The 24,329-nt window shown below is 63.0% G+C and carries 33 protein-coding genes and 1 tRNA gene; 11 read left to right on the top strand and 23 right to left on the bottom strand.

What is annotated here, in order from left to right; genetic code table 11:
* Positions 1-36 precede the first annotated feature (36 nt).
* From NUH86_RS11145 to NUH86_RS11135, 3 genes are all read left to right on the top strand, one after another.
* A complete protein-coding gene (locus NUH86_RS11145) occupies positions 37-528 on the top strand; it encodes a DUF2497 domain-containing protein (protein WP_267249571.1) in 492 nt (163 codons plus the stop codon).
* A gap of 189 nt (positions 529-717) precedes the next feature.
* Positions 718-2,001 (top strand): UDP-N-acetylglucosamine 1-carboxyvinyltransferase, encoded by a 1,284-nt coding sequence (gene murA / locus NUH86_RS11140; protein WP_267249570.1) that lies wholly within the window; start codon positions 718-720, stop codon positions 1,999-2,001.
* Positions 1,994-3,517 carry a sensor histidine kinase gene (locus NUH86_RS11135; RefSeq protein WP_267249569.1) on the top strand — a complete coding sequence of 508 codons (1,524 nt, stop codon included), beginning with the start codon at positions 1,994-1,996 and terminating at the stop codon, positions 3,515-3,517. Before murA ends, NUH86_RS11135 begins: the two co-directional genes overlap by 8 nt.
* Here the strand turns inward: NUH86_RS11135 and NUH86_RS11130 are convergent.
* The 3 genes from NUH86_RS11130 to NUH86_RS11120 all read right to left on the bottom strand — a co-directional run bounded on the left by NUH86_RS11130 (position 3,462) and on the right by NUH86_RS11120 (position 4,815).
* Positions 3,462-3,899 (bottom strand): response regulator, encoded by a 438-nt coding sequence (locus NUH86_RS11130; protein WP_267249568.1) that lies wholly within the window; start codon positions 3,897-3,899, stop codon positions 3,462-3,464. The two genes, NUH86_RS11135 and NUH86_RS11130, sit on opposite strands and share 56 nt — an antisense overlap.
* 70 nt (positions 3,900-3,969) lie before the next feature.
* Entirely contained in the window at positions 3,970-4,197 is a 228-nt protein-coding gene (locus NUH86_RS11125) for a DUF2188 domain-containing protein (RefSeq protein WP_267249567.1), read from the bottom strand.
* The gene (locus NUH86_RS11120; RefSeq protein WP_267249566.1) at positions 4,198-4,815 is read right to left on the bottom strand and encodes a DNA-3-methyladenine glycosylase family protein; all 618 of its coding nucleotides are present in this window, start codon (positions 4,813-4,815) and stop codon (positions 4,198-4,200) included.
* Positions 4,816-4,893: 78 nt separating this feature from the next.
* On the opposite strand from NUH86_RS11120, the gene NUH86_RS11115 reads away from it, so the two are divergent.
* A complete protein-coding gene (locus NUH86_RS11115) occupies positions 4,894-5,211 on the top strand; it encodes a 2Fe-2S iron-sulfur cluster-binding protein (RefSeq protein ID WP_267249565.1) in 318 nt (105 codons plus the stop codon).
* 52 nt (positions 5,212-5,263) lie between these two features.
* Here NUH86_RS11115 and NUH86_RS11110 read toward each other — a convergent pair whose 3' ends face one another.
* The gene (locus NUH86_RS11110; protein WP_267249564.1) at positions 5,264-6,022 is read right to left on the bottom strand and encodes a hypothetical protein; all 759 of its coding nucleotides are present in this window, start codon (positions 6,020-6,022) and stop codon (positions 5,264-5,266) included.
* Positions 6,023-6,048: 26 nt separating this feature from the next.
* Entirely contained in the window at positions 6,049-6,789 is a 741-nt protein-coding gene (gene rlmB, locus NUH86_RS11105; protein ID WP_267249563.1) for a 23S rRNA (guanosine(2251)-2'-O)-methyltransferase RlmB, read from the bottom strand.
* Between the two features lie 101 nt (positions 6,790-6,890).
* On the opposite strand from rlmB, the gene NUH86_RS11100 reads away from it, so the two are divergent.
* The 4 genes from NUH86_RS11100 to NUH86_RS11085 all read left to right on the top strand — a co-directional run bounded on the left by NUH86_RS11100 (position 6,891) and on the right by NUH86_RS11085 (position 9,173).
* A tRNA-Tyr gene (locus NUH86_RS11100) sits at positions 6,891-6,977 on the top strand.
* A 182-nt stretch (positions 6,978-7,159) separates the two neighbouring features.
* Positions 7,160-8,434 (top strand): tyrosine-type recombinase/integrase, encoded by a 1,275-nt coding sequence (locus tag NUH86_RS11095; protein WP_267249562.1) that lies wholly within the window; start codon positions 7,160-7,162, stop codon positions 8,432-8,434.
* A complete protein-coding gene (locus NUH86_RS11090) occupies positions 8,431-8,670 on the top strand; it encodes a hypothetical protein (RefSeq protein WP_267249561.1) in 240 nt (79 codons plus the stop codon). Before NUH86_RS11095 ends, NUH86_RS11090 begins: the two co-directional genes overlap by 4 nt.
* Before the next feature lie 317 nt (positions 8,671-8,987).
* Positions 8,988-9,173, top strand: coding sequence for a hypothetical protein (locus tag NUH86_RS11085; RefSeq protein WP_267249560.1), 186 nt, complete (start codon positions 8,988-8,990; stop codon positions 9,171-9,173).
* Here NUH86_RS11085 and NUH86_RS11080 read toward each other — a convergent pair.
* Positions 9,170-9,823, bottom strand: coding sequence for an SOS response-associated peptidase family protein (locus NUH86_RS11080; RefSeq protein ID WP_267249559.1), 654 nt, complete (start codon positions 9,821-9,823; stop codon positions 9,170-9,172). The genes NUH86_RS11085 and NUH86_RS11080 overlap by 4 nt on opposite strands.
* Positions 9,824-9,914: 91 nt before the next feature.
* Here NUH86_RS11080 and NUH86_RS11075 point away from each other — a divergent pair, with 91 nt between their 5' ends.
* Positions 9,915-10,055: a hypothetical protein gene (locus NUH86_RS11075; protein WP_267249558.1), complete on the top strand. Its 141-nt coding sequence runs from the start codon at positions 9,915-9,917 to the stop codon at positions 10,053-10,055.
* A 6-nt stretch (positions 10,056-10,061) separates the two neighbouring features.
* Complete coding sequence (locus NUH86_RS11070) at positions 10,062-10,322, top strand: hypothetical protein (protein ID WP_267249557.1); 261 nt, start codon at positions 10,062-10,064, stop codon at positions 10,320-10,322.
* Here the strand turns inward: NUH86_RS11070 and NUH86_RS11065 are convergent.
* From NUH86_RS11065 to NUH86_RS11005, 13 genes are all read right to left on the bottom strand, one after another.
* Positions 10,303-10,851, bottom strand: a complete 549-nt coding sequence (locus NUH86_RS11065) for a hypothetical protein (RefSeq protein WP_267249556.1) — start codon at positions 10,849-10,851, stop codon at positions 10,303-10,305. The genes NUH86_RS11070 and NUH86_RS11065 overlap by 20 nt on opposite strands.
* On the bottom strand, positions 10,848-11,405 hold the full coding sequence (locus tag NUH86_RS11060) for a glycoside hydrolase family 108 protein (protein WP_267249555.1): 558 nt from the start codon (positions 11,403-11,405) through the stop codon (positions 10,848-10,850). The genes NUH86_RS11065 and NUH86_RS11060 overlap by 4 nt, the downstream gene beginning before the upstream one ends.
* 74 nt (positions 11,406-11,479) lie before the next feature.
* Positions 11,480-11,935 carry a hypothetical protein gene (locus NUH86_RS11055; protein WP_267249554.1) on the bottom strand — a complete coding sequence of 152 codons (456 nt, stop codon included), beginning with the start codon at positions 11,933-11,935 and terminating at the stop codon, positions 11,480-11,482.
* A 4-nt stretch (positions 11,936-11,939) separates the two neighbouring features.
* Positions 11,940-12,224 (bottom strand): hypothetical protein, encoded by a 285-nt coding sequence (locus NUH86_RS11050; protein WP_267249553.1) that lies wholly within the window; start codon positions 12,222-12,224, stop codon positions 11,940-11,942.
* Positions 12,221-13,717 carry a tail fiber domain-containing protein gene (locus NUH86_RS11045; RefSeq protein WP_267249552.1) on the bottom strand — a complete coding sequence of 499 codons (1,497 nt, stop codon included), beginning with the start codon at positions 13,715-13,717 and terminating at the stop codon, positions 12,221-12,223. Before NUH86_RS11045 ends, NUH86_RS11050 begins: the two co-directional genes overlap by 4 nt.
* 87 nt (positions 13,718-13,804) lie before the next feature.
* Complete coding sequence (locus NUH86_RS11040) at positions 13,805-14,548, bottom strand: hypothetical protein (RefSeq protein WP_267249551.1); 744 nt, start codon at positions 14,546-14,548, stop codon at positions 13,805-13,807.
* A complete protein-coding gene (locus tag NUH86_RS11035) occupies positions 14,548-14,877 on the bottom strand; it encodes a hypothetical protein (protein WP_267249550.1) in 330 nt (109 codons plus the stop codon). The genes NUH86_RS11040 and NUH86_RS11035 overlap by 1 nt, the downstream gene beginning before the upstream one ends.
* Positions 14,877-17,417 carry a phage tail protein gene (locus tag NUH86_RS11030; protein WP_267249549.1) on the bottom strand — a complete coding sequence of 847 codons (2,541 nt, stop codon included), beginning with the start codon at positions 17,415-17,417 and terminating at the stop codon, positions 14,877-14,879. The genes NUH86_RS11035 and NUH86_RS11030 overlap by 1 nt, the downstream gene beginning before the upstream one ends.
* Positions 17,417-17,836 carry a DUF6950 family protein gene (locus NUH86_RS11025; RefSeq protein ID WP_267249548.1) on the bottom strand — a complete coding sequence of 140 codons (420 nt, stop codon included), beginning with the start codon at positions 17,834-17,836 and terminating at the stop codon, positions 17,417-17,419. Before NUH86_RS11025 ends, NUH86_RS11030 begins: the two co-directional genes overlap by 1 nt.
* Entirely contained in the window at positions 17,833-18,474 is a 642-nt protein-coding gene (locus NUH86_RS11020; RefSeq protein WP_267249547.1) for a hypothetical protein, read from the bottom strand. Before NUH86_RS11020 ends, NUH86_RS11025 begins: the two co-directional genes overlap by 4 nt.
* A gap of 67 nt (positions 18,475-18,541) precedes the next feature.
* Positions 18,542-19,063 carry a hypothetical protein gene (locus NUH86_RS11015; RefSeq protein ID WP_267249546.1) on the bottom strand — a complete coding sequence of 174 codons (522 nt, stop codon included), beginning with the start codon at positions 19,061-19,063 and terminating at the stop codon, positions 18,542-18,544.
* Position 19,064: 1 nt separating this feature from the next.
* Complete coding sequence (locus NUH86_RS11010) at positions 19,065-19,667, bottom strand: hypothetical protein (protein ID WP_267249545.1); 603 nt, start codon at positions 19,665-19,667, stop codon at positions 19,065-19,067.
* Positions 19,667-22,069 (bottom strand): phage tail tape measure protein, encoded by a 2,403-nt coding sequence (locus tag NUH86_RS11005; RefSeq protein WP_267249544.1) that lies wholly within the window; start codon positions 22,067-22,069, stop codon positions 19,667-19,669. Before NUH86_RS11005 ends, NUH86_RS11010 begins: the two co-directional genes overlap by 1 nt.
* A 35-nt stretch (positions 22,070-22,104) precedes the next feature.
* On the opposite strand from NUH86_RS11005, the gene NUH86_RS11000 reads away from it, so the two are divergent.
* Positions 22,105-22,338 (top strand): hypothetical protein, encoded by a 234-nt coding sequence (locus NUH86_RS11000; RefSeq protein ID WP_267249543.1) that lies wholly within the window; start codon positions 22,105-22,107, stop codon positions 22,336-22,338.
* A 16-nt stretch (positions 22,339-22,354) separates the two neighbouring features.
* On the opposite strand, the gene NUH86_RS10995 is transcribed toward NUH86_RS11000, so the two are convergent.
* Genes NUH86_RS10995 through NUH86_RS10980 form a run of 4 tightly spaced genes read right to left on the bottom strand, consistent with a single transcriptional unit; the run spans position 22,355 to position 24,328 of the window.
* Positions 22,355-23,200, bottom strand: a complete 846-nt coding sequence (locus NUH86_RS10995; protein WP_267249542.1) for an exonuclease domain-containing protein — start codon at positions 23,198-23,200, stop codon at positions 22,355-22,357.
* Positions 23,201-23,256: 56 nt separating this feature from the next.
* Complete coding sequence (locus NUH86_RS10990; protein WP_267249541.1) at positions 23,257-23,409, bottom strand: hypothetical protein; 153 nt, start codon at positions 23,407-23,409, stop codon at positions 23,257-23,259.
* A gap of 56 nt (positions 23,410-23,465) precedes the next feature.
* The gene (locus NUH86_RS10985) at positions 23,466-23,897 is read right to left on the bottom strand and encodes a hypothetical protein (RefSeq protein WP_267249540.1); all 432 of its coding nucleotides are present in this window, start codon (positions 23,895-23,897) and stop codon (positions 23,466-23,468) included.
* Positions 23,897-24,328, bottom strand: a complete 432-nt coding sequence (locus NUH86_RS10980; protein ID WP_267249539.1) for a phage tail tube protein — start codon at positions 24,326-24,328, stop codon at positions 23,897-23,899. The genes NUH86_RS10985 and NUH86_RS10980 overlap by 1 nt, the downstream gene beginning before the upstream one ends.
* Between the last annotated feature and the right edge of the window lies 1 nt (position 24,329).

The following is a 24,329-nucleotide window of genomic DNA, read 5'->3' as shown; positions in this document are numbered from 1 at the left end:
TATAGCGTTAATGGGCATTGGGAATAGGGGTTAACCATGGGCGACATGAGCAAGGAACCCTCGATGGAGGATATTCTCTCGTCCATCAAGCGGATCATCGCGGAAGAGGGCGAGGAAGCGGTGCAGACCCTGCCGCGCCGCGTGCGGGGGGATGCGGCGCAGAAGGCCCGGCCCGCGCCCGTCGTGGAGGCGGCGTCGGACTCCGCCAGCGATGAAGTGCTGGAACTGACCGACGAGGTTGCTGTGGAGGAACCCATGCCTGCCCATCGAACGTCCCGCGCCCCCCGATCCGCAGCGGTGCAGGAGGATGCGTCCATCCTGTCCGTCGAGAGCGAAGTCGCGGCCCGCCATTCGCTGTCCGCCCTGTCTTCCATGCTGGTGACGCCCAAGGATGGCGAGGACAACACGCTGGACGGACTGGTCCGCTCGATGCTGAAGCCGATGCTGAAGGATTGGCTGGATGCGCGGTTGCCGCAGTTGGTCGAGGATATGGTGGCCAGGGAAATCGCCCGCATCACTGGCCGCTGAGCCGGTTGCCTGAGTGATTCGCGGCAGGTGGGCGGGCAATGGCTGCCCGCTGGCTGGGCCGCTGGACGAAGAAACAGGATTCGCGCCGACGCGCAAATCTCTCCTGACGAAGCGGGAAAGGGTGGGGACCGGCGGAACGACATGCCGACCGCCTTGCGCAATGCGCAATTAACGGTAAGAACCCAGCCGATGGACCGCATTCAAATCCGCGGCGGCAAAGCGCTCAAAGGCCGCCTTCCCATTTCCGGCGCGAAAAACGCCGCCCTGACGCTGCTGCCTTGCGCGTTGCTGACGGACGAGCCGGTGACGCTGCGCAACCTGCCGCGCCTGGCCGATGTCGACAGTTTCGGCCATCTGCTGAACCAGCTTGGCGTGTCGACCATGATAGAGGGCGCCCGGCCGGAGGATTTCGGCCGCGTCATGACGCTGCGCGCAGGCCGCGTCACCTCGACCGAAGCGCCCTATGACATCGTGCGCAAGATGCGCGCGTCGATCCTGGTGCTGGGTCCGCTGCTCGCCCGCGCGGGCGAGGCCCGCGTGTCGCTGCCCGGCGGCTGCGCCATCGGCAACCGCCCGATCGACCTGCATCTGAAGGCGCTGGAGGCGTTCGGCGCGATCATAGAGATCAACGCGGGCTATGTCCGCGCCAGCGCGCCCGATGGCGGGCTGCCCGGCGGCATCTACACTTTCCCGGTGGTGTCGGTCGGCGCGACCGAAAACGCGCTGATGGCGGCGGTGCTGGCCAAGGGCATCTGCATCCTGGAAAATGCGGCGCGGGAGCCGGAGATCGTCGATCTCTGCAAGCTGCTGATCGCCATGGGGGCGGAGATAGAGGGGGTCGGCACGGACAAGCTGACCATCCACGGCAAGCCCCGCCTGCACGGCGCGACATACAGCGTGATGCCCGACCGGATCGAGGCGGGCAGCTATGCCTGCGCCGCCGCGATCACGGGCGGTTCGCTGGACCTTGCGGGGGCCTGCGCCGACGACATGCACGCCATCCTGGCCGCGCTGCGCGACGCGGGCGTCCATGTCGAGGAATATAAGGACGGCATCAAAGTGTCGTCGGACGGCAAGCTCCGCCCGCTCACCATCTCGACCGCGCCCTTCCCGGCTTTCCCGACCGACATGCAGGCGCAGTTCATGGCGATGCTGACGCTGGCGGACGGGGCGTCGGTACTGACCGAGACGATCTTCGAGAACCGCTACATGCACGTTCCCGAACTGGCGCGCATGGGCGCAGACATCGGCGTCAACGGCCGCACGGCGGTCGTGCGCGGGGTCGACCGGCTGGTCGGCGCGCCGGTCATGGCGACCGACCTGCGCGCCTCGATGAGCCTTATCCTGGCGGGACTGGCCGCCGAGGGCGAGACTCAGGTCAACCGCGTCTACCATCTCGACCGCGGCTATGAACGGCTGGAGGAAAAACTTTCCGCCGTGGGCGCCGACATAGAACGGGTCAGCGATGGCTGAAGGACGCGGGCTAGAGACGGATCGCGCAGCGCTGATTGCGCGCTACGATCTCGATGCCGGCGGCTTTGCCACGCTGGACCAGATCACCGCCTTCGCCGCCGCGCTCTGCGAAACGCCGATCGCGCTGGTCAGCATCGTGGAGGACGAGCGCCAGCGCTTCCTTGCCCGCACCGGCCTGGATGCGGAGGAAACGCCCCGCGACGTCTCCTTCTGCGCCCATGCCATGCTGGGCGACGCGATCTTCGTGGTGCCCGACGCCACGCTGGAACCGCGATTCGCCGACAATGCGCTGGTCACGGGCGCGCCCTTCATCCGCTTCTATGCCGGGGCGCCGCTGATCGGCGGCGATGGAACTCCGCTCGGCGCGCTCTGCGTCATCGACGACCGGCCCCGCGCCGACCTGACCGACCTCCAGCGGCAGGGGCTGACCCTGCTCGCCCGGCAGGTGATGGTGGAATTGGAGGGCCGCCGCCGCGACCGCGCCATCATCGACCAGCAGGAAAAGGATGCGCAGGCGCTGTTCGAAAGCGACCGCATGTTCCGCACCCTGGCCGACACTATGCCGCAGATGGTCTGGTCGACGCTGCCGAACGGCTATCACGACTATTATAACGCCCGCTGGTATGAATTTACCGGCATGCCCTTCGGTTCGACCGATGGAGAGGGTTGGAACGGCATGTTCCATCCGGAGGATCAGGACCGTGCATGGGCGCGGTGGCGGCACTCGCTGGACACCGGCGAACCCTATGAGATCGAATATCGGCTGCGCCATCATAGCGGCGATTATCGCTGGACCCTGGGCCGCGCCCTGCCGATCCGGGATGCCGAGGGGGCGATCGTTCGTTGGATCGGCACCTGCACCGACATCAACGACCAGATATTGATGGTGGAGGAACGGGAGGTCATCGCGCATGAACTTTCCCACCGGATCAAGAATATCTTTTCGGTGATTTCCGGCCTGATCGGCCTGTCGGCGCGCACGCATCCCGAAATCCGCGCCGCTGCCGACGATCTGCGCGACCGCATCATGGCGCTGGGCCGCGCCCATGATTTCGTCCGGCCCCATGGCCCCAATTCCCAGCCGGATCAGGGCGAGGGGCTGCTGTGGGGCATATTGGAACAGATTTTCGCGCCCTATCGCGACGCGCTGGGTCCGCGCATCCGCTATTCGGGCGACAATCCGGCCATCGACGACCGCTCCGCCACGCCGCTGGCCCTGCTGTTCCATGAACTGGCGACCAACGCCGCTAAATATGGCGCGCTTTCGGTGCCGGAGGGCCGGATCACGATAGAGGTGAAGGGCGAGGACAAGAATATCCGCATCGACTGGCGGGAGGAGGGCGGGCCGCGCCCCGTCCCGGCCACCAGCGAGGGGTTCGGCAGCCGGTTGATGCAGCTCAGCATCGAACGGCAATTGGGGGGACGGATGACGCGGGACTGGCGGCCCGAAGGCCTGTGCCTCAGCCTCTGGATTCCATCGCGCTCCATGAGCCGGACACCGGTGGGAAGGGCGTGAAGCCCGCAATGTCCGCCGCTTCCAGTTCCGGCCGTTCGGCCGCCGCCAGCCGCAGCGTTTCAGCTATGCTGCGCGCGCGAAACGGTTTGGTGATGACGCCCAGCGCCGCCGCGGACGCCGCGCCGATCTGCGCGGGATTGGCGGTGACATAGATGACGCGGATGCCATATTGGCTGGCCAGTTCGACGCCGATGCCAGGCCCGGTCGGCCCATCGCGCAAATTGAGGTCGACCAGCGCGATGTCGCAATCGTCGGCGGCATCCAGCGCGGCCTGACGATCGGCCGCGATGGCGCCGACGGTGAATCCGGCGTCCTCCACGATATGCTCGATTTCCAGTGCGACGAAAATCTCGTCCTCTACGATCAGAACCTTTTTGCTCATCCGGAAGCCTACGTAACTGGAGCCGATAAATGCATAAGGGGCTGTCCGGTTCCCATGGGCGTGAAAAAATCTAGCCGCTATTTTCCGGCACGCTGGTCCAGAGCGTTTCGAAATCGGCGCCCCGCATCAGCAGCACGGACGCCGGATAGCCGGCCTCTCCCGCCTGCCGCGCCGTGGCCGTGGCGCTTTCCACGGCGGCTTCCCGTGTCGCGAACGGACCATAATAGCGGTTGTCGAGATTGATCTTCCAAACGCCCTCATGTTCCAGGACGATATAGCGGGCATGGGGCAGGGCCACTTAAAAAACCTCCGTATTATAATGGTGCCAGGCCATGATCGCCGCCGCGCTGCGATGGGGCCGCCAGCTTTCCGCCAGTTCGCGCGTCCGCTTCTCGCTGGGCCGTTCGGGCAGGGCCAATATGCGCCCGACCTCGATCTGGACGGCCAGGTCGCCCGCGGGCCAGATGTCCGGACGGCCTTCCGCGAACAGCAGATATATTTCCGCCGACCAGCGCCCGATCCCCTTGATCCGCACCAGTTGGGCGATGGCTTCCTCATCGTCGGCGGGCAGGTCGTGCAGGTCGATCCCGCCGCTCACCACCATTTCGGCCAGGCTGCGGGCATAGCCCTGTTTCTGCCGCGACAGGCCGCAGGCGCGCAGGGCGTCGAAGTCGCGGGCGAGCAGGGAGTCGGGCGCGCAGCCCGCGCCCAGTTCCTCCTCCAGCCTGCGCCAGACGGCCGCCGCCGCCGCGACGCTCACCTGCTGACCGACGATGGTGCGCAGCAGGGTTTCATAACCCGGCTCGCGGATACGGGGCGTGGGATAGCCGACCCGGCCGATCGCCGCGCCGAAAGCAGGCTCCAGCGCGGCGATCGCATCCAGACTTTCTCGCAGCCGATCTGCCGTGGTTACCATTTAATCGTCGTCCAGCCCTTGATTTCCCGCTGTCTGTCCGACATGAGCGGCGGGAAAAAATTTGAGGAACCGGGGTACATGGCGAAACTGATTGTGGTCAACCGTTCGGGTGAAGAGCAGGCGGTAGAGGCGCAGAGCGGCCTTTCCGTGATGGAGATCATCCGCGACAATGGTTTTGATGAACTGCTGGCCCTGTGCGGCGGCTGCTGCTCCTGCGCGACCTGCCATGTCTTTGTCGACCCGGCCTTCGCCGAAAGCCTGCCCGCGGCCAGCGAGGATGAGAACGACCTGCTCGACAGTTCCGACCATCGCAACGAAACCAGCCGCCTGTCCTGCCAACTGACCTTCAGCGATTCGCTGGACGGCCTGCGCGTCACCATCGCCCCGGAAGACTGAGTTCGGCTGTTGGATGAGGGGGGGAGCGGGCCTTCGGTCCGCACCCTCCCGTCTACGGCTCGACCCGCAGCGTGGCGGCGGGCGCTTCGCTGGTCAGCGGCGTCACTTTCCAGACGATTCGCTTGCCCTGCGGCGTGCCCTGCGCGCCGTCTTCCTGATTCTGGCTGACGATCTCCGCATTGGTGGTGAGGGTGAAGGTGCCGTCCAGCGCCTTGGCCGCATCGTCGCCCGCACCGCTGCCGCCCATCGGGTTCTGGCTCTTGTCATAGCCGTTGGAATAGCCCGGCGCCTTCACCCGCACCCGATCCTCCCCGCGCAGTTCCACCGCGACGAAGGGCAACACGATCTGCGCATCGCTGTTGAAGGGAAAGAGAAAGGCGTGGGTCAGCCTGCCGCTGATCGCATAGTCGATCTCGAACCGGTGATTGCCCATGTAGCGGGCGGCGCGAAACCCCTTTTCCTTCGAAAGCGCCGCCGCGATTCCCTGCATCTGCTGCGCGTCGTTCTTGTTGTCCTTGACGTCGAAGCCTTCTTCCTGCTCCTTGGCCCCCTGCTCCCTGGACTGGAGCGCGGTGCGCAAGCTGCTCTGCTGGTCCTTGGGCGTGACGCCGTCGATCGGACCGTCGCCTGAGGGCGTCGAACCGAAACCCTTGCCCATGTCCGTCGCCAATATCTCGCCCTTATAGGTGAAGCTGAAGCTCCGGTCGGCGCGGATATCCAGCGTCGACTGGAACTTGCCCGGCGTCACCAGACAGGCCGAGAGCAGCAGACTGGCCGCCAGAACACCGGCGGCGCGCAGAAAAGCGATCATGAGCGACCCCCCTGTGGTTCGTGCCCCTACCGGCTGGCAGCCGCGTAAAGGGCGATGGCCGCGGCATTGGACACGTTCAGGCTTTCCATGCGCGGACTGATCGGCAGTTTAGCCAAAATGTCGCAATGCGCCATGCTGTTATGGCGCAGCCCTTCGCCCTCGGCCCCCAGCACCAGCGCGACCCGCGACGTGCCGATGGCTTCGCTCAATGTCGTATCGGCCTCGCCATCCAGCCCGATGCGCCAATAACCCGCTTCGGCAATTTCATCCAGTGCGCGGGCCAGGTTCACCACCCGCACCCACGGCATGATTTCCAGAGCGCCCGAAGCCGCCCGCGCCAGCACCCCCGATTCGGGCGGCGCATGCCGGTCCTGCGTCACGATGCACAGCGCGTCGAACGCCGCCGCCGACCGCAGGATCGCGCCGACATTATGCGGGTCCGTCACCTGGTCCAGCACCAGCACCGGACGGTTATCGTCCCGCCCGGCCTCCAGCGCGTCGCCCAGCCAGACATCGTCCAGCGGCTCCACCTCCGCCACGATGCCCTGGTGCGGCGCGTCCGACGGCACCATGCGGCCCAGATCGGCCACGTCGGCATAGACGATGGGCAGGACCGGCGGCAGGTCGAGCGCGTTCAGCGCGTCCCGCGTCCCCCATATCTTGCGCACGATCCGGTCCGGATTGGCGAGCGCGGCGATGACGGCATGCCGTCCATAGAAGCGGGGGAAAGTGCCTTTGGCCTTTCCGGTGCGATTTCCTCTTTTCATGGACAGGCTCTTTTCACATTGCACCATTGACAGGCAAGTCTCCTTTCGCCATTGGGTCGCCCTCCAGCCGATCGGGGCTTCCCCGAAACGGTTAGGCGACTGGACAGGTGGCCGAGTGGTTAAAGGCAGCAGACTGTAAATCTGCCCGGGTTTCCCGTACGCTGGTTCGAATCCAGCCCTGTCCACCATTTGTTCTTCCAGAACAGCCCAAGAACGTCTATAAGAACCCCGCACTTAGCGGGGTTTTTCATATGTGGGCTGTCTCGGACGTTCTCTCTTTGTTTACGGTCAGTAGGGCGGATTTTGGGGTATCCGTGGGGGTATCTTCAGATCTCCGGTGGCGAAATACCCCCAGACAGGAGAACGCCGGGTGCTGACGGACGTCCGGTGCCGGAAGGCGAAGGGCGCCGAGAAGCCCTACAAGCTGAGCGATTCTCAGGGCCTGTTCCTCTATGTCACGACGAACGGCTATCGCTCGTGGCGGCTGAAATATCGCACTATGGCCGGGAAGGAGAAGCTGCTGACGCTCGGCAGCTATCCTGAGGTGTCGCTGGTGGAGGCCCGCGACGCGCGAGACGAGGCGCGCAAAGCGATCCGCGCCGGCCGCGATCCCGCGCTTGAGAAGAAGCAGGCAGCCGTCACCGCCCGCACTGACGCAGAGAACAGCTTCGAAGCCGTCGCCCGGGCATGGCATACCCTCCATATCCCGCGCTGGAGCAAGCACCACGCCCGGAACGTCATCGACAGCCTGGAGGATGATCTGTTTCCCGAGATCGGGCGCCTGCCGATTCGTGACGTGACCGAAGCGCTGCTGCTCGACGCGCTGCGCAAGGTCGAGCGGAGAGGTGCGATTGAGACCGCCCACCGCATCCGACAGCGCGCCTCGGAGGTCTTCGCCTATGCCGCGGCGAACGGGATGCGGACCGGCGACCCCGCTTCGGTGATCAAGACGCTGCTGAAGCCTAAGCCGAAAGCGGCGAAACAGCCTGCTCTGACAACGTTGTCCGAGGTGAAGGGGCTGATCTGGGACGTCGACAATGAAGAGGCTCAGCCCATCACGAAGCTGGCGAACCGCTTCCTTGCGCTGACGTCGGTACGGTCCGCCGTGCAGCGCGGGGCGAAATGGTCGCAGATGGAGGGGCTCGACGGCTCGCAGCCGCTATGGCGCATCCCGCCATCGGCGATGAAGCTGGCGCTGCGCCTGAAGGATGAAGAAGCTTATGAGCATCTCGTTCCGCTGTCCCGGCAGGCCGTCGAAGTGCTGGAGGCCATAAGGCCTCTGACCGGTTCGAGGGAATATATCTTCCCGAATGCATGGCGCGGCACGCTTCCGATGTCGGAGAATGCCGTGAGAGCGCTGATCATCAGGGCGAACGGTGGAAAATATCATCGGCGTCATTGTCCGCACGGCTACCGCTCGTCTTTTTCCACCATCATGAACGAATGGCGGCGGGAGCACGGCCGGCCGGATGATCGCGAGGTGATTGACCTGATGCTCGGCCACGTCGCCGTCGATAAGGTCGAAGGAGCCTATAACCGCGCGGCCCATATGGAACGGCGGCGCGAGCTGGCGCAGATCTGGGCAGAGATGCTGTTGGAGGATGCTATGCGGGCGAAGGATTTGCTGTTCCGAGTCGCCGCATGACGCGCTATCGCTATGTCATGCCGACGCGCAAGGGGCGCTGGCTGCCGACAAAAGAGGCGGCGCAGGACGCAGCGGCCAAGGCTGGCTTTGGCAGCCGGTCGGAATATGATGATCCAAACGGCCCGCGGCGCGCCACTTTCTTTGGCGATCCGATGCTCAAGATTGAGGAGAGGGAAATTGCCTCCACTCGAACACGCCGTCCGCGCGTCCTCGCCACGGATGAGAAAGGGAAGTGATCGGCCCCACGCTGGAGTCGGGGTTTTTCATGCTCTATGCACTCCGACATAACCCATAATATCCCCGCCACTTAAACCGCTTACCAGCATTGTAGCTCCGCAGGCTTAGTCCTGTGTGCGACCCAAACTTGCCCCGCCGTCTCGCGTGGATGGTGGGGCTTTTTGGTGGTGATAGGCGCTCGCGGTGCTGGCCGGACTGTCGCTGCTGGCAATCGGCATGGCGTGTGGTCAGCGATCAACGCTTGACCATATGCTTAGAGACGGATCGCGGAACCGTTCCGACGGTGAAGCGATATATCGACATGGAGGCCGCTGTGATGATCGCTGAGTTCACGCTGAACGACGGAAATCCTGTTTCCGTCAATCTGGAGCAGATCGACTATTTCCAGCCATCCGATGACGGTACTCTGATCGTATTTGCCGATGGTCGCCATATCGAACTGATGGAAAGCTATGACGCCGTGGCCGAGGTGATGAACCCTGAGCGTCAGGCCGGTTGCTAGAGCAGCATCGATCCCGAAGGCCCGCTCCCCTTTTTCCGATACCATGGCGCGTCAGTATGCTGCACGATCATGCGATCTGCCGGATAGGGCCGGTCAAACTGATATAGATCGTCCAGCGGCGCATGGAGCCAAGTATCCCAATCCTTCGGGTCAAGAATGACCGGGGAGCGATCATGGATGTCTATCAGTTCCGGCGCGTTTCCGGTCATGACGCCGGTATAGACCCCTTCCCACTCCGCACTGTTGTCCCATAGTCCGGCCCACGCGAAGATCGGCTGGTCCTTCACGGAAAGCCACGTCTCGGTCATCCGACCCGTTTCGCCCACGGCTTCGGCATATCTCGCGGTCGGGATCAGGCATCGGTTGCGCGGATTGGTTGCCCATCGCTTCCAATAGCTGCCCAGTTTGTCGAACCTGGCATTGTTGACCGGCTTCGGCTTCAACGCCTGTCCGGTTCGTTTGCTTTTCTGAACCAGCGGAAAGCCCCAGGTCATTTGCTCAAGAACCCGCTCTCCATCCTCAAGCCGCACGACCGTGCCGGGCTGGGCCGGATGCGTCTCCAGCGGGCCTTCGTTGAACCGTGCGCCGCGCCGGGCGCCGAACAGGTTCAGCACCTTCTGCGTATCGCCGCGTTCTGCCCGATTGCACATATGGTTAGCCTGAGACGCGCCAGACCGAGAGTCAATCCGCTTGACCGACTCGAATTATGTTCTTCATATGTACTCATGTCGGAGATGAGAAATGGAACGAATTGACGACATTCGCGGAGCCGTCGCGGATGCGCTGGAGAAGCGCGGCCATGAAAACCGGCGGTTCTTGCAGGACATTCGCGAGGGACGCCGTGACGACGGAAATGCAGATGACGCCATTGTCGACGCATAGATTGAAATGAAGCGGAACCCGACAATCTCTCGCTTCCCGACGCGGACGGAAACCAATCGGGAAGCGAATTTAATCGTCGATCGGTGTCCGCCAACTGACACCAGCGAAATCCTGCGGGAATATTATGCGATGACGCTACAGATCGAGCGCGGCGACCCCATGCACCCGCAAGAGGTCCAGGACATGGTCGACGCGCTTATAGAGGCGAGCTACTATTTCCAGGCCGATAAATTGGCGGACATGAAGGTTAATTGGGATCGGGGGTGACCGGCTCCACCTTCACCGACTCCTGCTGCCGGACCCATGCCCGGAGCGCGACTAGATTCCACGCCTGCCGCTCCGCTATTGCGAGTTTGGCAAGAAGTCCGTCACAACTTCCCCCTCCATAAGCTCGGCAGGTGGCGTCGGCGGTGATGGACACTGGAGCCGGGTCGGAACTGCTGAGATCGGTTCGGGCCGCGAGTTGCAGGCGGACACGGTCATAGCGAGCGCCGACATCAGCGAGGCGATCTTGATAGTCATTCACGGTCCTTTCGGTAATTGCTGCCTGTTCGGCCTTCACGCGCTGGACGTTGGCGGCGGCCTGCCGCTGCGCCTCCGCGCTCGCGGCGCGATAGTTGGCCACAGTCTGCTTGTGGCCCTGCTGTTCGGCGGCAAAATCGGTGCGGGCCTTGTCCCGTTCGGCGGTCCGAACCTCGACCTTCATCGATGTCAGCGCGAGGGCCACGCCCAGGCCGATGAAGACGGGCGCCCACCAGAAGCGGCGGGCGAGCGCGAAGGTGGCGGCCCAGGTCATGCTGCCGTCGCTACGCGATTGAGCAGCCAGCCATAGACGAACGCTTCCTGCGACGCATTGCGCTCGGCAATGCCGATATACCGCTCGCCTTGCAGGGCGTTCATGGCGGCCAGCAGGACATCGACCCGGCCGCGCCGGGGGTGAGCCAAATAGGCGGCCAGCGCCGCATCGCTCTTGCCCCCATAATCGCCGTCGATCTTCGCTAGATCCGGCCACAGCTTGCCGCCCTCGTTGAAGGCGTTGAGCGCACGCTGAAGGAACATGACGCCCCACGGCGCGCCCATGTTGACGCCGGTGTCCAGCGCCTCCGCAGCAAGGCCAGGGGAGCGCTTGGCGAGAAGATCGATACCCGTCGCCGTCACGAACTTCCGCCAATAGATGTCGAAGGCGAACTGGCGGGGGAGCGCTTTCATGTCGCCTTGGTAGCCATTCTCCCGTGCGAGGGCTTGGGTGATGCCGAATCGGGTCGGGCCACCGCGATCAGCGGGATTGTTCACATAATCGCCTTCGCGGGCGATCACGTCATCGATCATCGTCTTGGGCGTCTTGGGCATGTCAATCTCCCATGAAAAAGGGCGCCCGAAGCGCCCTGTCGTTCGTCAATTCCCAGAAATGGGGTGGCGGCCGCTTACTCCCCGCCGATGGCCCGCTTCCCCTTGGCGATGTCCTGCATCGTGCGATTGGCGCTCAATTCCGCCTGCACCTCCTCACGGATCGCCGCCTTGCGCTGCACCACGCTGTCCATCAACACGGCATCGACCTGCCGGAGGAACCGGTCGGTGTAGAGCTTGACGACGCGATCGGCCCCCACGGTTGCTCCGGCGGTGAGGAGCGCGGCAGCTTCGCCACGAACGCCCGCCTGATTGACAATCCAATAGGCGATGAGCGCCACCATCGGCAGCAGCAGCAAATCGGCCAGCACCAGCACCGGCTTAATCTTCACGCCCTTCTTGATGAGCAGCGCATATTTCGCCGCCAGCCCGAACGTCAGCCCCAATACAATCCAGCCATATTTTGCGATGGCTGCCTCAAACCATGGCGTCATCGCCTTTGCCCCCTGATGTGTGATGATGGCGTCGTGCATGGCATCAGCCCGAAACATATGCGGCCGCGCAGGTAGCCAGCACCGGCCCGATCCAGTCGATCCACTGGTCCAGCTTCGGCCAGACGCGAGGATCGAGACGGCCCCACCAGGGCATGTTGGCGCGCAGCCCACCCCCGAACCGCTCGATCCAACGATATTCCGCCTGGGCGACTTCCCGGCCGATGAAATAGGCAGAACCCAGCGCCGCGCCCGCCCACCAGTTACCTGTGAGCAGGCCGACGATCGCTTGGACAGCCAGCGCCATGATGATGTGCGGAAGGTAGATCATGCTGCCTCCAACGCTTCGAGACGGACCGCGAATTCAGCGACCTCTGCTTGCCTGTCCTTGTCTCGCTCGCCCATTTCCCAGTTGAGCAGCAGACCCATTTGATCGACTCGTAGGCCGAACCGATTGCCTGCTGCCCTATCTAGCCGCTGACCGACTTCGACCATTCCCATGATTGGCCGTTCTTCGATGAGGTTGCGCATGATCGGCGAGCCGGTGGCATCGAGGAGGCCGGTCGGCTCCTGCCCGACGACAACTGTATCCGTGCCAACTTGCCGCTGTTCCATGATCGGGTCGAAGCGGTCAGGCCAAATATCCCAGCACAGCCACGCGGGCGGAGGCGAGCCGGTCCATGATGGATCAGGCCGCTGCTCAGCCCCTTCGCCAATCAGTGGAGCGCACAGACCTTCGGCGGCCACGATAGACCAGACGCGCTGCGCCCGCACGCCGAAGTGCCAACGTGCACCATCTTCTCCCTTTTCCTCGATCTGATCGAGCAGCTGGAACCAGCCCAACTCACGAATGATGGCATCCGCAATCCGGCGAAACTTCGCCTTCAGATCCTCCGAGAAGCCGCGCCACAGCTTCTCGCGTTCATCAGAGGTGTTGATCGACCCGGTGCCAGCAAAGAAGACCGACGCGCGCTTATCGGCCCGGCCTACGCTCCAGACGTTGTCGACCTCCGGGTGAAATACGCCGCTATTGGCACAGCGCCATGTCGTGGTTGCATTGGCGCCCAGGCAGAGATCGCCGCCTGCATTGGTGGGGCGCACGAAGGCGTTGGAGCCATCCCCGCGCAACAGGAGATTATTGCTCTGGATGTCGCTGGAGCTGGTAATCCCCTGCGCGAAGAGGTGAACGCCGCCGGTTTCGTTCTGATACGATAGCGGCTGCGCCCCACCAGTCGTCGTGATGAAACCGATATAGCCGCGGCGAACATCATTCGCTGCGTATAGTGCCAGAAATCCGGTATGCGTCGCGTCTCCCGGCGACAAATCCGCTCGCCCACCGCCAGCATTCTTGGCGGTAACCGCACCCGTCACCGCCAGTCCGCCCGTGGTGAGCCGCCAACCCACAGCCCCTCCGACAATGCCGGAAAGTTCATTGGCAGCAGTCCGCGAGAGCCCAGTATCCTCATCCCCGCTGAACCGGATGCCGGGCGTGCCCACGGTTCCGACAGGGAAGATGCCTTGACCGACACCATCGCGCACACTGCTGAATGATAGCACCAGATCCTTCGCTTGCAGGGCAAGATCGCGCAGATCGCCCTGGACCGGCATGATGCTGTAGGCTTGTCCTGCCGCCGTCACCCCGCGATAGGGGCGCGCCAGAGTGAGCGAGGTCGCCGACACGACCGAGGCGATCTCGATCGTCAGCCCGTCCGGTCCAACGAATGATTGCCCCGCACGGACGTTATCGACCCAGGCGGTCCCGGCGCCCGTCACATTGACGCTGTCGTTGGTGACGCTGACCGTCCCCGCATTATACCAAGGCAAAATGCGTCTCCTTTAATATCGATGTTAGGTGGCACGACGATCGTGGATTACCGTCGTCAGAAACTGGAGCTGGTGGGCCTCACAGGCTCACCACTCAGGAACGTGGGTCATGTCGGCGATGATGATCGCATAGGAGCGATCAACGCTGTCCTGATGATCCCACGCCGCGTCCGGGAATGCGTAATCGCTGTCGTCCATGTAGGACATGTCGGTTGAGGTCAGCCCCCCTCCTGCCAGCCTGATCGCCATGATCTCGCGCCGGGTGCGATAGAAGCGCAAGTTCGATCCTATCTGGTCATAGGCTCGATCATCATCGAGCCGCGTTCGACCCGCCCATTTGAAGCAGCAGAAGCCCCACTTCCGGTCTGTTGGAAGCGAAAGATTGATGGGGTTGGTAAGATAGTTGCTACCGGTCAGCACTGAATGGACCCGCAGATATTTGTAACCCGAATAATAGGTGATGACGCCGCCGGCGGTCCTGACAATTCGACCCCACTTATTGATAGGCGGCGGCGTAGGGACATCAAATATCGCCAGTTTTGTCACACCGCCTCTGGCTTTGTTCGTCACCAGCGATCCAGAGCCGCCACCCCCATAAGTTCCGGTGTAGGCGTCAGCCGGGAAGAAAATGAGCGGGGTGGTTACAGGATCCTCATTGGCGGCATTCAGGTAGCTATAGCCGTTCTTCGGATACTGAGTGAATGTCTGATAATTGGTCTTATCGGGCGACGTTGTCGTGACGGATTGAACAGACCGCAGCATCAGGTTGCGATAGTGCTGATCGATCTGCACAGCCCCGGAAGGGCCAAGTATCCGGTAGCCGTGCGGCATCAATACACTCCATAGAGAAGGCGGACGGTGTTGACGTTGGGCGCGGGCGTGACATTCCGATCAATCGACCAGCTGAGCGTTTGCCCCGATACGGAGATGCTGACGCCTGCCACCGGGACGTTCGGTATCGTCGAATAGAGATAGTTGATCGCCCACCATGCTGCGCCGGTGAGGAAGATGGGGTCATTGAACGACCCCGTCCAGGTGGTGCCCGACACAGTCGAGTTGGCTGCTGTGATGTCGAAAAAACCAGACACGCGGCCATAGCGCGCGCCTTCCTCGACCTGAAGGTTGCCAGCCTCATCGCGGACGCGAGTGCCCCAGCCCATTAGGTGAGCCAGCCTTCTTCGAGCACTCGAACTCCACCGCTCAGGATATACTCGGTCGTTCGCCCGTTACTGTCGACGGTGATGTATTTCCCGTCCGAGCCATTCCCGCCCGGCGGGATCATGCGCAGGCGATTGGACTGGATCGTAAGGTCCACCACGGTTCCGTTGTTCAGGAACTTCATCCCGCCGATCACGCCATTGACATCGACGTCCAACGACCACTGAGCAAACAGCGTTGTGATGTTCTCCTGGATCAGCCCAACGATCGCCTGCTGCACCGTGATCGCCGCCGCCTGACTGCCCAAGGTAACCGCCAGCTGATCGACGGATCGCGCAATTACCTCTTCGGAATTCAAGCGTAGCGTGCGCTCCTGCGAAAAGGCCGCACTCTGCTGACTTGCCTTGATCGTGGCGGCGAGCAGCGCACCGGCGGCCGCGTCATCATCCAGCGCCAATACGCCAACCTGATCGCGCACCGTCGCCAGCGCGCCGCCCTGCTTGCTCAGCTCCTGCCCGAGCAGCGCCGCAGCATCGCTGTTGGCAGCGACGGCAGCCTCGATGGTGTCGATCGCGGGTTCGATCGCATCGAGGCGAACGCCTGCGGCCGCAGCATCTTCGGCCAACTGGTTCATCTGCTCATCGATTTCGCTGATGCGCCCTTCGATGATCGTGATCTTGCCCAGACCAGTGACGACGTTAACGAAGATTGTCATGTTGCCGAGACTGGTGCCCACGCGATAGCCGATCCGCACGTCATAGGCGGTCTCGCTTTCCAGCGGCGCGATGACATGGCTGACCGGCTCGACGGCAGACAGGATGGCCGAGCCGGTCCAGGCTTCATCACCCGACTTGCGATAGTCAATGACGATGGCATCGGCCGACGGCATCTCGCTCGCCCCTACAACCTGCAGGGCCGGGAAGCCTTCGCCGGAAATTACGCCGGTAACGTTCCAGTTCTCCGCGAGCGGCGATGCGGGCTTCAGGTCCGGCGCCTCCAGACGAAACGGCGCCGGCGGCGTTGTGCTCTGGCCCAGCGCATAGGCGTGCTTGGAATAGGTCTCCGTCTCGGCCGAGAATGACACCTTGCCCGTAGCAGGGTCCGGCGAGCGCCGGGTGATGAGGACCGGCTGATTGACCAGACCTTCCTCTGGCACATTGAGCAGCACGACATCGCCGGTCTTAAGGCCGATCCACTCCGGCCCGGTCGTCCAGGTGAACGGACCGGCCTCGCGGCTGTTGACGACGGCATAGGCGGCCAACTGGCCGGGCTGGGCCGCTGTTTCTCCGCTGAATACCTGCACAAGCGGGAAATCGACTTCTTTGGTGCGCTGGCCGCCGTCAGCCGCGACATAGTCGTTCACCGTAATCGCGGTTCCAGAGATGACCGCCCAATCGCTGTCCTCATCGACGTAGCGCGGGATGACGCTGTTGAAACGGTCCCGCCGGCTCTTCGTCGCCGCGATCGACAGCCCATCCAGCAGATGGCGGCTCTCAATCGTCGCCACGGCCGTGCGCGGCATGGAGGTGAGGCAGCCGATCATCGCGCCCGTCTGGGTCGGTATCGCGCCGCCAGCTTGCAGGATGCGCTTCAGCGTGTCCCACTTGGCATCGGTCGTCCATTCGACGCCGCCGACCTTCCACCCGTTGGCGTCGCAGACATTGGCGCACTCGACGAAATCGGCGACGCGAATGGTCGAGATCGGCGCGCCAATGCCGCACACCCGTTTGCCGTTCTGCCAGCGGCCTAGCGCCCATGTGAGGGCGTGCAGGCCGGGGTTGTCCGACCATTCATAGGTCGCTTCATTAAGGGCGCGGTGCGCACCCGATCCGCCGGGATAGGTGCTATCCTTGCGCGGATCATAGACCTTCACCCACTTGCCGATCCACGCCGGCTCTGGTGCGCCGGCGCCGTACAGGTCGCCGTCGGTGTCGAAGCGGAGCGCCCATTGCGCGTGCGCGATGCCGCTCAGCTTATGATTGGCGGTCCAATCGGGGAAGAACTTGCCGCCGAAGCTGGAATCCAATGCGGGGCCGCTCGAAGGCCCAAGCGAAAGGCGCTGCGCCATGTAGCGGTAGAAGCGGCCATTCGCGTCGCCGACGCTGGTCGCCGTCTCGAAGGTCACAACCTCATTGTCGGCGGTGAACTGCTCGATGCTGTGAATCGGCCCGGCGATGCTGAGCAGGGCGACGAACGCGAGAATGTCGTCCTTCGACTGCTGCTTGAACCCGTCATAGGTCCGGGCATAGACGCGCAGGCCCGACATGCGGGTGCGGCCGATGGCATAGGGCAGCCCACTCTGCGGGTTCGTGGTGAAGGTGGTGGCCGAGCCCTCCACGCCCAGCTTGGGAGCGGTGAAAGCGGCCGCCATCGACAGCACGCCCGCGCCCAGGCTGGCATAGGTGCCGATGGAGATCGCCGTCGCGGCCGTGGTGGAACCGGCAGCCGCCGCCGCAGCCCCGCCCGCAGCGATGCCGACGCCTGTGGCGACAAGGGCAACCGCAGCGACGACCATGCCCACGGTTCGGAGCGCCTTTGCCATTACAGGACACTCCATGCGCGAAGGATATTGTTCGGTGCCATCGTCACCAGGCCGGGATGGTCCTCATGAAAGCAGAAGAGGTTGCCATTGCCGGCATAGAGACCGATCGCGCCTACCGGGCTGTCACCCTCGATTTCCGCCACGTCGCCCAGCAACATGCGGGCATAGGGAATGGGCGTGAGACCAATGCCGTCCGCCATCTCAGCGAGCGTGGTGTAGCCGAGCCGGCGAAGCGCGCGCGTTGCGCCCAGAGGGGAGCTATAGCTGCCCGCCTTGCTGATCAGGATCTTGTACCCCAGGCGCTTCAGGTGAAAGGCGGCGACCTTCGCGCAATCCACCTTGCCCCACTGGAAATGCTGATCGCGGTAGCGGGCCATGGTGGCCTCGATGGCAGCGTGACGCCGCTCGATCGGCGTCATAGGGCCGGCCTCGCTGCGGCGGCGCGCTGAAGCAGCCCGGCCAGTCCGCTCTTCTGCCCGCTGGCCTGCGGCGGCTTCGCTCCCCAATAGAGGTTCACGTCCGTGCCAGTCATATGTTCTAGGCCAAGCTCGCCGGGCCAGATGGATTGATGCCAGCCGTTCGAGGCGCGCTGCCCTTCTTCCACCTCGAACAGCCGCTCGAACACACTGACCACCGTGAAGCTGACGCTGCGCTCGCCCTGCGCGTCGATGTCGACCGTGGGGACATCGACCTCACCCAGGAACACGACCTCCGGCACGCCGATCACCGTTCCGGTCGTCATGTTGACCGCGCCGACCAGCAGCTGCACCGAGCAGCCCTGCATGTCGGGACTGGCGAGGGTCGCCGCTGCGCTGATGTTGGGCGGGAGCAGCTTGATCGTGATCTCGGGCGCCTGGTCGCCAATCTCCTCTGTCAACTCGGACAGCTCTGCGATCGTGCCGAACAAGTCATCACAGCCGACATAGGTTTCGCCGGCGATCTGGAGCGTCCCTGCGCCGTCCAGCAGGCGGAGCGTATAGGTCGGCAGCGCGATCTTGAGCGCGCCAAACAGCAGCACGCTGGGCTGCGCCAGCGCGTTCTTGAGCGTCGGGTCCAAGGAAAGCCCCCAATGAAAAAGGGCCGCCTGTCAGGGCAGCCCTTGTGATGTCTGGATGACGTTTAGATCAGGCGGGCAGAACGCCTGCCAGCGACAGCCCGGCTCCGAGCACGAAGCAGATCAGTGATGCCGAAAGCGTCAGTATACCGACCTTCATGCTCCTGTTCCCGCGCGCGTGGAACTTGGCTTCTTCGGTCTGATCCCGGTCCAAAGCTCCGTTGCTCAACGTGCGCTGGTGACGCCACATTTCATTGGCCGCCTGATTGTAGAAGGCCAGTTGGCTGAAGAAGGCGAATAGGTGCGTGATCAGCACCAGGGCGACGCCCAACGAGAAGCAGGCGAATCCGCCCCAAAGGTGGCCGGTACTGAACTTCAGCGGCGCATCCGCCTTGCCGACGACATTACCTATGAAGGTGAACAAGCCGATGAGGGCGCCGCCGTTGGCGAGCAGCAGCGCGGCGAGCGCTTTTTCTGCGAATAGCATCTGATTCCGCAGGCGTTCCACGACCTCTTCGCGCGCAGCCTTCAGGTCGAATTCGGTCTCTGCCAGTTGGGCTGCCGAGAGCGGCTTCGTTGAGAGATCGTCCATGTCATGCACCCTCGGAAATCGTGAAACTGAAGCTGGCTAGCCGATCAACTGAGATTTGCCACGAGAGTTCGTCGCCCGGCGAAACCAATCCTTCGATCTTTGGCGCCGCAATCTCGACCACGTCATTGACGGCCAGAGGTGAGCGGAGGAGCGGCCAGATGGCAGCACTGACGGTGCCACCGGCACCAACAGTCGCATCGGCCGACGCCATCTCCATGTAGCGACGGCCGCCGTGGATGATGGAGAGCATCTGGCCTTCCTTGATGACATAGCCTGGCGTCATGCCCTTCAGCGGCAGAGTCGTGCCGGAAGCGACCATGGCCGACACCAGCGGGGCACCAGGGTCACCCGCGTCGAAGTCTGGCTGAGGCCATTCCATCAGTAAACGGTCTTCACGGGCGCGCAGCAGGCGGGACTGAACGATCAGAGCCTTGTCCCGCGTCGGCATGGGCGGCAGCGTCACCCGCAGCCCGAAGCGGGTGCCGAGGCGGTTGATGCGCTGCTCCGGCCCACCGAGGAACGGGGTCAGGACCGTCCCGAAGTCGCGCAGGAACGGCTCTGCGCCGCTGGGCACGGCCCAGTCTGGTAGGCTGATGACAGCCATCAGCCGCGCCCCGGTATGCGACGGCGGCCGACGCGGGCAACATCGGAGCCGGCGGCCTTACGCGCCTGCACCCCAGATGCGACGGCCATCAGTCCGGCGACGCCTGCCGCTTCATGGCGCACTATCACATCGAACAGATCGCCCTTGATCACTTCCACCTGTGTCCGCCTGCCATTCTCATTCGCAGCATTGGGATGCACCGTGATCCGCTCATTAGCACTCACCCGCGCCGCCGGGATGCCGTTGATCGACAAAATATTCTTGTCGACTCCGGGGATGCCACCGATCGTACCGCCCACAGCCAGGCCGGGCAGTGCATAGGCATCAAATGAGCCCCTACCGACCCCAGCTGCCAGGCTGGCGATGTTGCTGTTGGCGGTCGTCAGCGAGCCGGCGAGCGGATTGCCGCCGCCGAACAGCGAGCCGCCAAGCTTTAGCAGCCCTCCGAAGATGCCACCCGTGCCGCCCATGGCCGCCTGAATGTTTAGCTTGATCACATCCGCGATCAGCTGGTTGAACAGCTGACCGGCCAGCCCTTTGAGCTTCAGCGTGTTCGCTGCCGCGCTGGCCAGCTGGTCATTCATGTTGGCGAGGCCATTGGCTGCTATCTGCTCGAATGCCTCATTCACCTCCCCCGCAGTCTGGGGCAGGCTGTCCAGATAGGTCGCCATCGGCCCCATGGTTTGCCGGCTGATATTGGCCTCATCGATCCAGCGCTGTTGCCCCAGCCGGTCCATCTGCATCTGAGCCAGCTCTTTTTCGGCCTGGCTGCTGTCCTGCGAGTTGATGACCTGATCCAGCTTTGCTTCGCGCAGCTTATATTCGAGGTCCAGAATCTCGAGTTCGATGCGGCGCCGCTCTTCGGCTGTCCGCGCCATGTTAAGCTGGCCCTGAAGATCGCCGCGGCGGATTTCGATGTCCGCGCTCTGCATGTCGAACGCCTCCCGGGCGAGGCGCTCCTGCATTTCACGCGAAATCCCGGCCGAAAGGGAATTGCGGTTTCCGCCAACAACCAGGTCATCTCCCTCGCCGCTGACTCCATAAAGCGCCTTCAGCGCTGCGACCTGGGCTTTCTTTTGATCGACGGTGAAGTGCTCGTCGTTTTCGACCTGTGCCTTGCGCTCGGTATATTCCTCCAGCAGCAACTGGCTCTGGAGGTCGGCCCGATCTTCTGCGTTGTTCGTCAGCTGCAACTGAGCCTGAAGCTGCTCCTGGCGCAGCCGTGACATTTCCTGCTCGTGCTTCTGCGCGGTCTCTTCTGCCGTAGGGCCGCTGGGCTTCCTCGGCTTCTTGGCCGTTTCAGCGACAGTAGGAAGGGCGCCCTCAGGCGCGGTTCCAGTTTTCGCCTTTGCAGCAGCAATTCGATCGGCCGCGCGACCGGCGCGTATGACGGCATTCCGCGCGCGAACAAGGTTCTTGAACTCCGCATCGAGTGCGCCGGCATCGCCTTCCCCAGACGCCCTTGCCGCCATGTTGCGGTCCATGCGGCTCTGGATGTCCCGAGCGAGCACCTGGCGACCCTGAGCCGTGGACAGCAGATTCTTAGCGGCAGTGGGACTCGCGGCGAAATTGACACCGCGCAGGTTGCGGAGATTGGAGAAGTTCGTGACTGCTTCAAGCGATTTGGCCGCAAGCACTCCCAAGGCGTTCGCAAGCGTCAGAATGGCGTCGGCATTTTCCGCTACGGTGCTCGCCATCTTGGCCTCCAGCACCTGCTTTATCGCCGCGAGCTTGTCGGCGGTCTCGTCCGCCTTCTGTATCTGCTCATCAGACAGTACGAGGCCAAGTTGCTGAGCGGCATCGCGCAACTCATTCACGGCTGCGCTGCCGCTGGCCAGCAGCGTGTCGAGCTTCTGCCCCGCCTTGCCGAACAGCTCGGTTTCAATCCGAGCGCGGGTAGCTGGATCCTTCACCTGCGATAGGGCGTCCGCCAGCTTCGGGATCACTTCACCGGCGGTATATACGCGACCATTGGCATCTTCGACCGCAACGCCGAGCTCGCGGAAAGTCGTGGCCTGTGCCTTCGATCCCGCCTTTGCCTCGCCTATGGTACGGGTCAGCTTCGCCAACCCCCTATCCATCTCGTCTTGGGAGATGCCAGCCTGCGACGCAGCATAGCGATAGGTTTGCAGGTCTTTGGTGGTAACGCCCAGTTGCTGCGCCACCTCCCCAAGCGATGAGGCGTAATCGAGAGCGCGTTTCCCCGCCGCGACGAGTTCGCTGCCCGCCCAGATCTGGGCAAGCGCAGCACCGGCATTTCGGAGCTTGTCGAACTCGGCTTGGATGGCGCTGACCTGGGATTTGGCAGCTGCCCGCGCCTTTTTTGTGCCTGCTTCGAACTCGGCAGAATCCAGTCCGAGCGTCACACGCAAGGCGCCAATCAAGGCTCCGCCAGTAGCCATTGCGTTCTCCAGATCCTGAATTTAGGGTCACGGCCATGAAAGTGACCGCTCTTTACGTCGCCGCAACGCTCTGCCTGCTGATGGCTGGAGCGCTGGCTGTGCTTGGAATGAACGTAGATATCGCCCCGACTGGCGAAGGCTTCGGGCTTGGTGAGACGATCAACTTCGGTCAGATGCACCGACAGACCGTCGCCTTCATCGGCGGCGGCGCTTTTCTAATTTCATCGGCCATTCTGTTCAGCGCCGCGGCATTAATCGACCGGCAGTGAGCCGCCGATCCCCCCGCTAATCTTTGATGGCGGCGAGAGACATGAAGTCGTTCTCGCCCACAATTCTGATGTCCTGACCCTTCTCAATCAGAGCCTCGGCCTTTAGGTGCTTTCCGCTCTTCTCGCCCCATCCTGGCATTAGATCGCGCTCACCTACCACGAGCATCGTAGTCTTCTTGGTCACGCCGCTGTCGACGTTTCCGCCAGCCTCAGCTGCCATGTTTGCCGCTAGAGATCGGGGCACCGACAGTTCGCCGGTAAACACGATGTTTTCTCCCGTCAGCGCACCATCGCCATCACCAGTGCGACGCAGCGTTTCTTTCACATACGCTGCGGCCTGACGTTTGAGAATCTCTGCAAGCGAGCTTCCGGTTTCTTCCATGGCGCGCAGCGCGATCTGGCCGCAAGCACGCGCATCGTGAACAGCATCGTGATGTCGGAACGTGATGCCCAGATGGCCCGCCACCACTTTCAGCTTGAAGCCTGCGCTGGCGAGCTGCGGCCAGACCCGCCGCGCTATAGCGGCGCTGTCGAACCAATTCCATGTCGGTGTCGGTAGCGAGTGGTCTTCGCAGGCCAGCCGTACCGCGCTCCTGTCGAAATGCGAATGGCTGACCACGATACTGTCGTGGGTCCATTCATGAAGGAGATCATGCACCTCATCGAACTTCTTGGCGCCGGATACATGCTTTTCACTGATGCCGTGGATTCTTGTGTTGATCGGTGAGAAGTGCGTGCACGGATCGATGTAGATCGACTCTGCTGCAACCTCTTTCCCGTGCTCAAAGCGAACCATTCCGAGTTGGCAGATGCTGCTGTACTTCGCGTTGGCCGTCTCGACGTCAATTGCTACGAATCGCATGACTTACCCCCATTTACCGCAACGATGGCGGGTAGGAGGTAAAGAGTCGATTTAGATCAGTGCCGGGTCGCGCTGACCCAAGCCTGCATCGCCGATAGCATCTGCTCTGGCGTCTGCTGCTCTTGGGGCTTGCTGTCTCCCAGCAGTTCCGAGAGCGTCGGAAACGTCTTCTGAAGCGGAAGGGCGGCGGCATGCCACGCCTGTGACATGGCGATCCGCTGCTGCTTGTTGATCCGTTCCTGATAGCCGTCGATGACGGAGCGGATCAGCCGCGGGGTTTCCGACCAGAAGATCTGGCTGTCGCCACCGGCTTCGCAGTATTGCCGGTGGAGCCGGAGCCAGTTCCAGGGGTCGTCGTCGGAGGGTTTTCACCCTCCTTACCCTCCTGCTTTTCGGCCAATCCGAATGCGGCGGCCAGGCCGTCCGCCAGCGCCGCACGCACGGCTGGCTGCCCCGCGTCAGAAAGCAACTCCCCGGCCGCCAGCAGATGGCAGGCGTGATGCTTCTGAAGGCCAGCCCAGAAAAGACCGCGCAGCGTCACCAGGTCGTCTGGATCCGCCGAGAAGTCGGCGACCATCTCGAGCGGCTTCTTCCCGAGCGCGTCCTGCGCATGGCAGAAGGCGTTCACGTCGAAAACGAGTAGATAGCGGGTTTCGGCGATCGTGATCGCCACCTCGCCGCGCAGCGGGTTCGCCATTAGGCCGCAGCCTCCTGCGTGACAGCGCCCGCGACGCGGATGGTGATGGTCGCCGTCTGGCGATCGTCGATCGGGATCGTCTTTTCGAATCCCTTCACGATGCCGGGGAAGGTGAATTCCTGATTGACGCCCGACACCGTCGGCACCGAGATCGTGACTTCGATGGGCGCGGTTTCAGCCATCGCATCGTTGACCAGCGTGTCGGTCGCGGAACCCGCATCATAATTGATGCCGATCGCGATTTCGCCGTTGTCCTTCAAGCCCGGGATATATTCGCGAGCACGGTCGGGGCTGTTGAAGTGCGTCGCCTCGACATCGGCGATCTGCGGATTAGGCAGACCGATCGAGGTGACCTCGCCCAGCAGGACAGCGGCAGCCGCCCCGATCTTGAAGGATACGGTCGAGCCGTAGCCAATACGTACATTTGCCATT

Source organism: Sphingobium sp. JS3065 (genome assembly GCF_026427355.1).
Taxonomy (GTDB): domain Bacteria; phylum Pseudomonadota; class Alphaproteobacteria; order Sphingomonadales; family Sphingomonadaceae; genus Sphingobium.
This window is presented reverse-complemented; position numbering and strand designations above follow the sequence as displayed.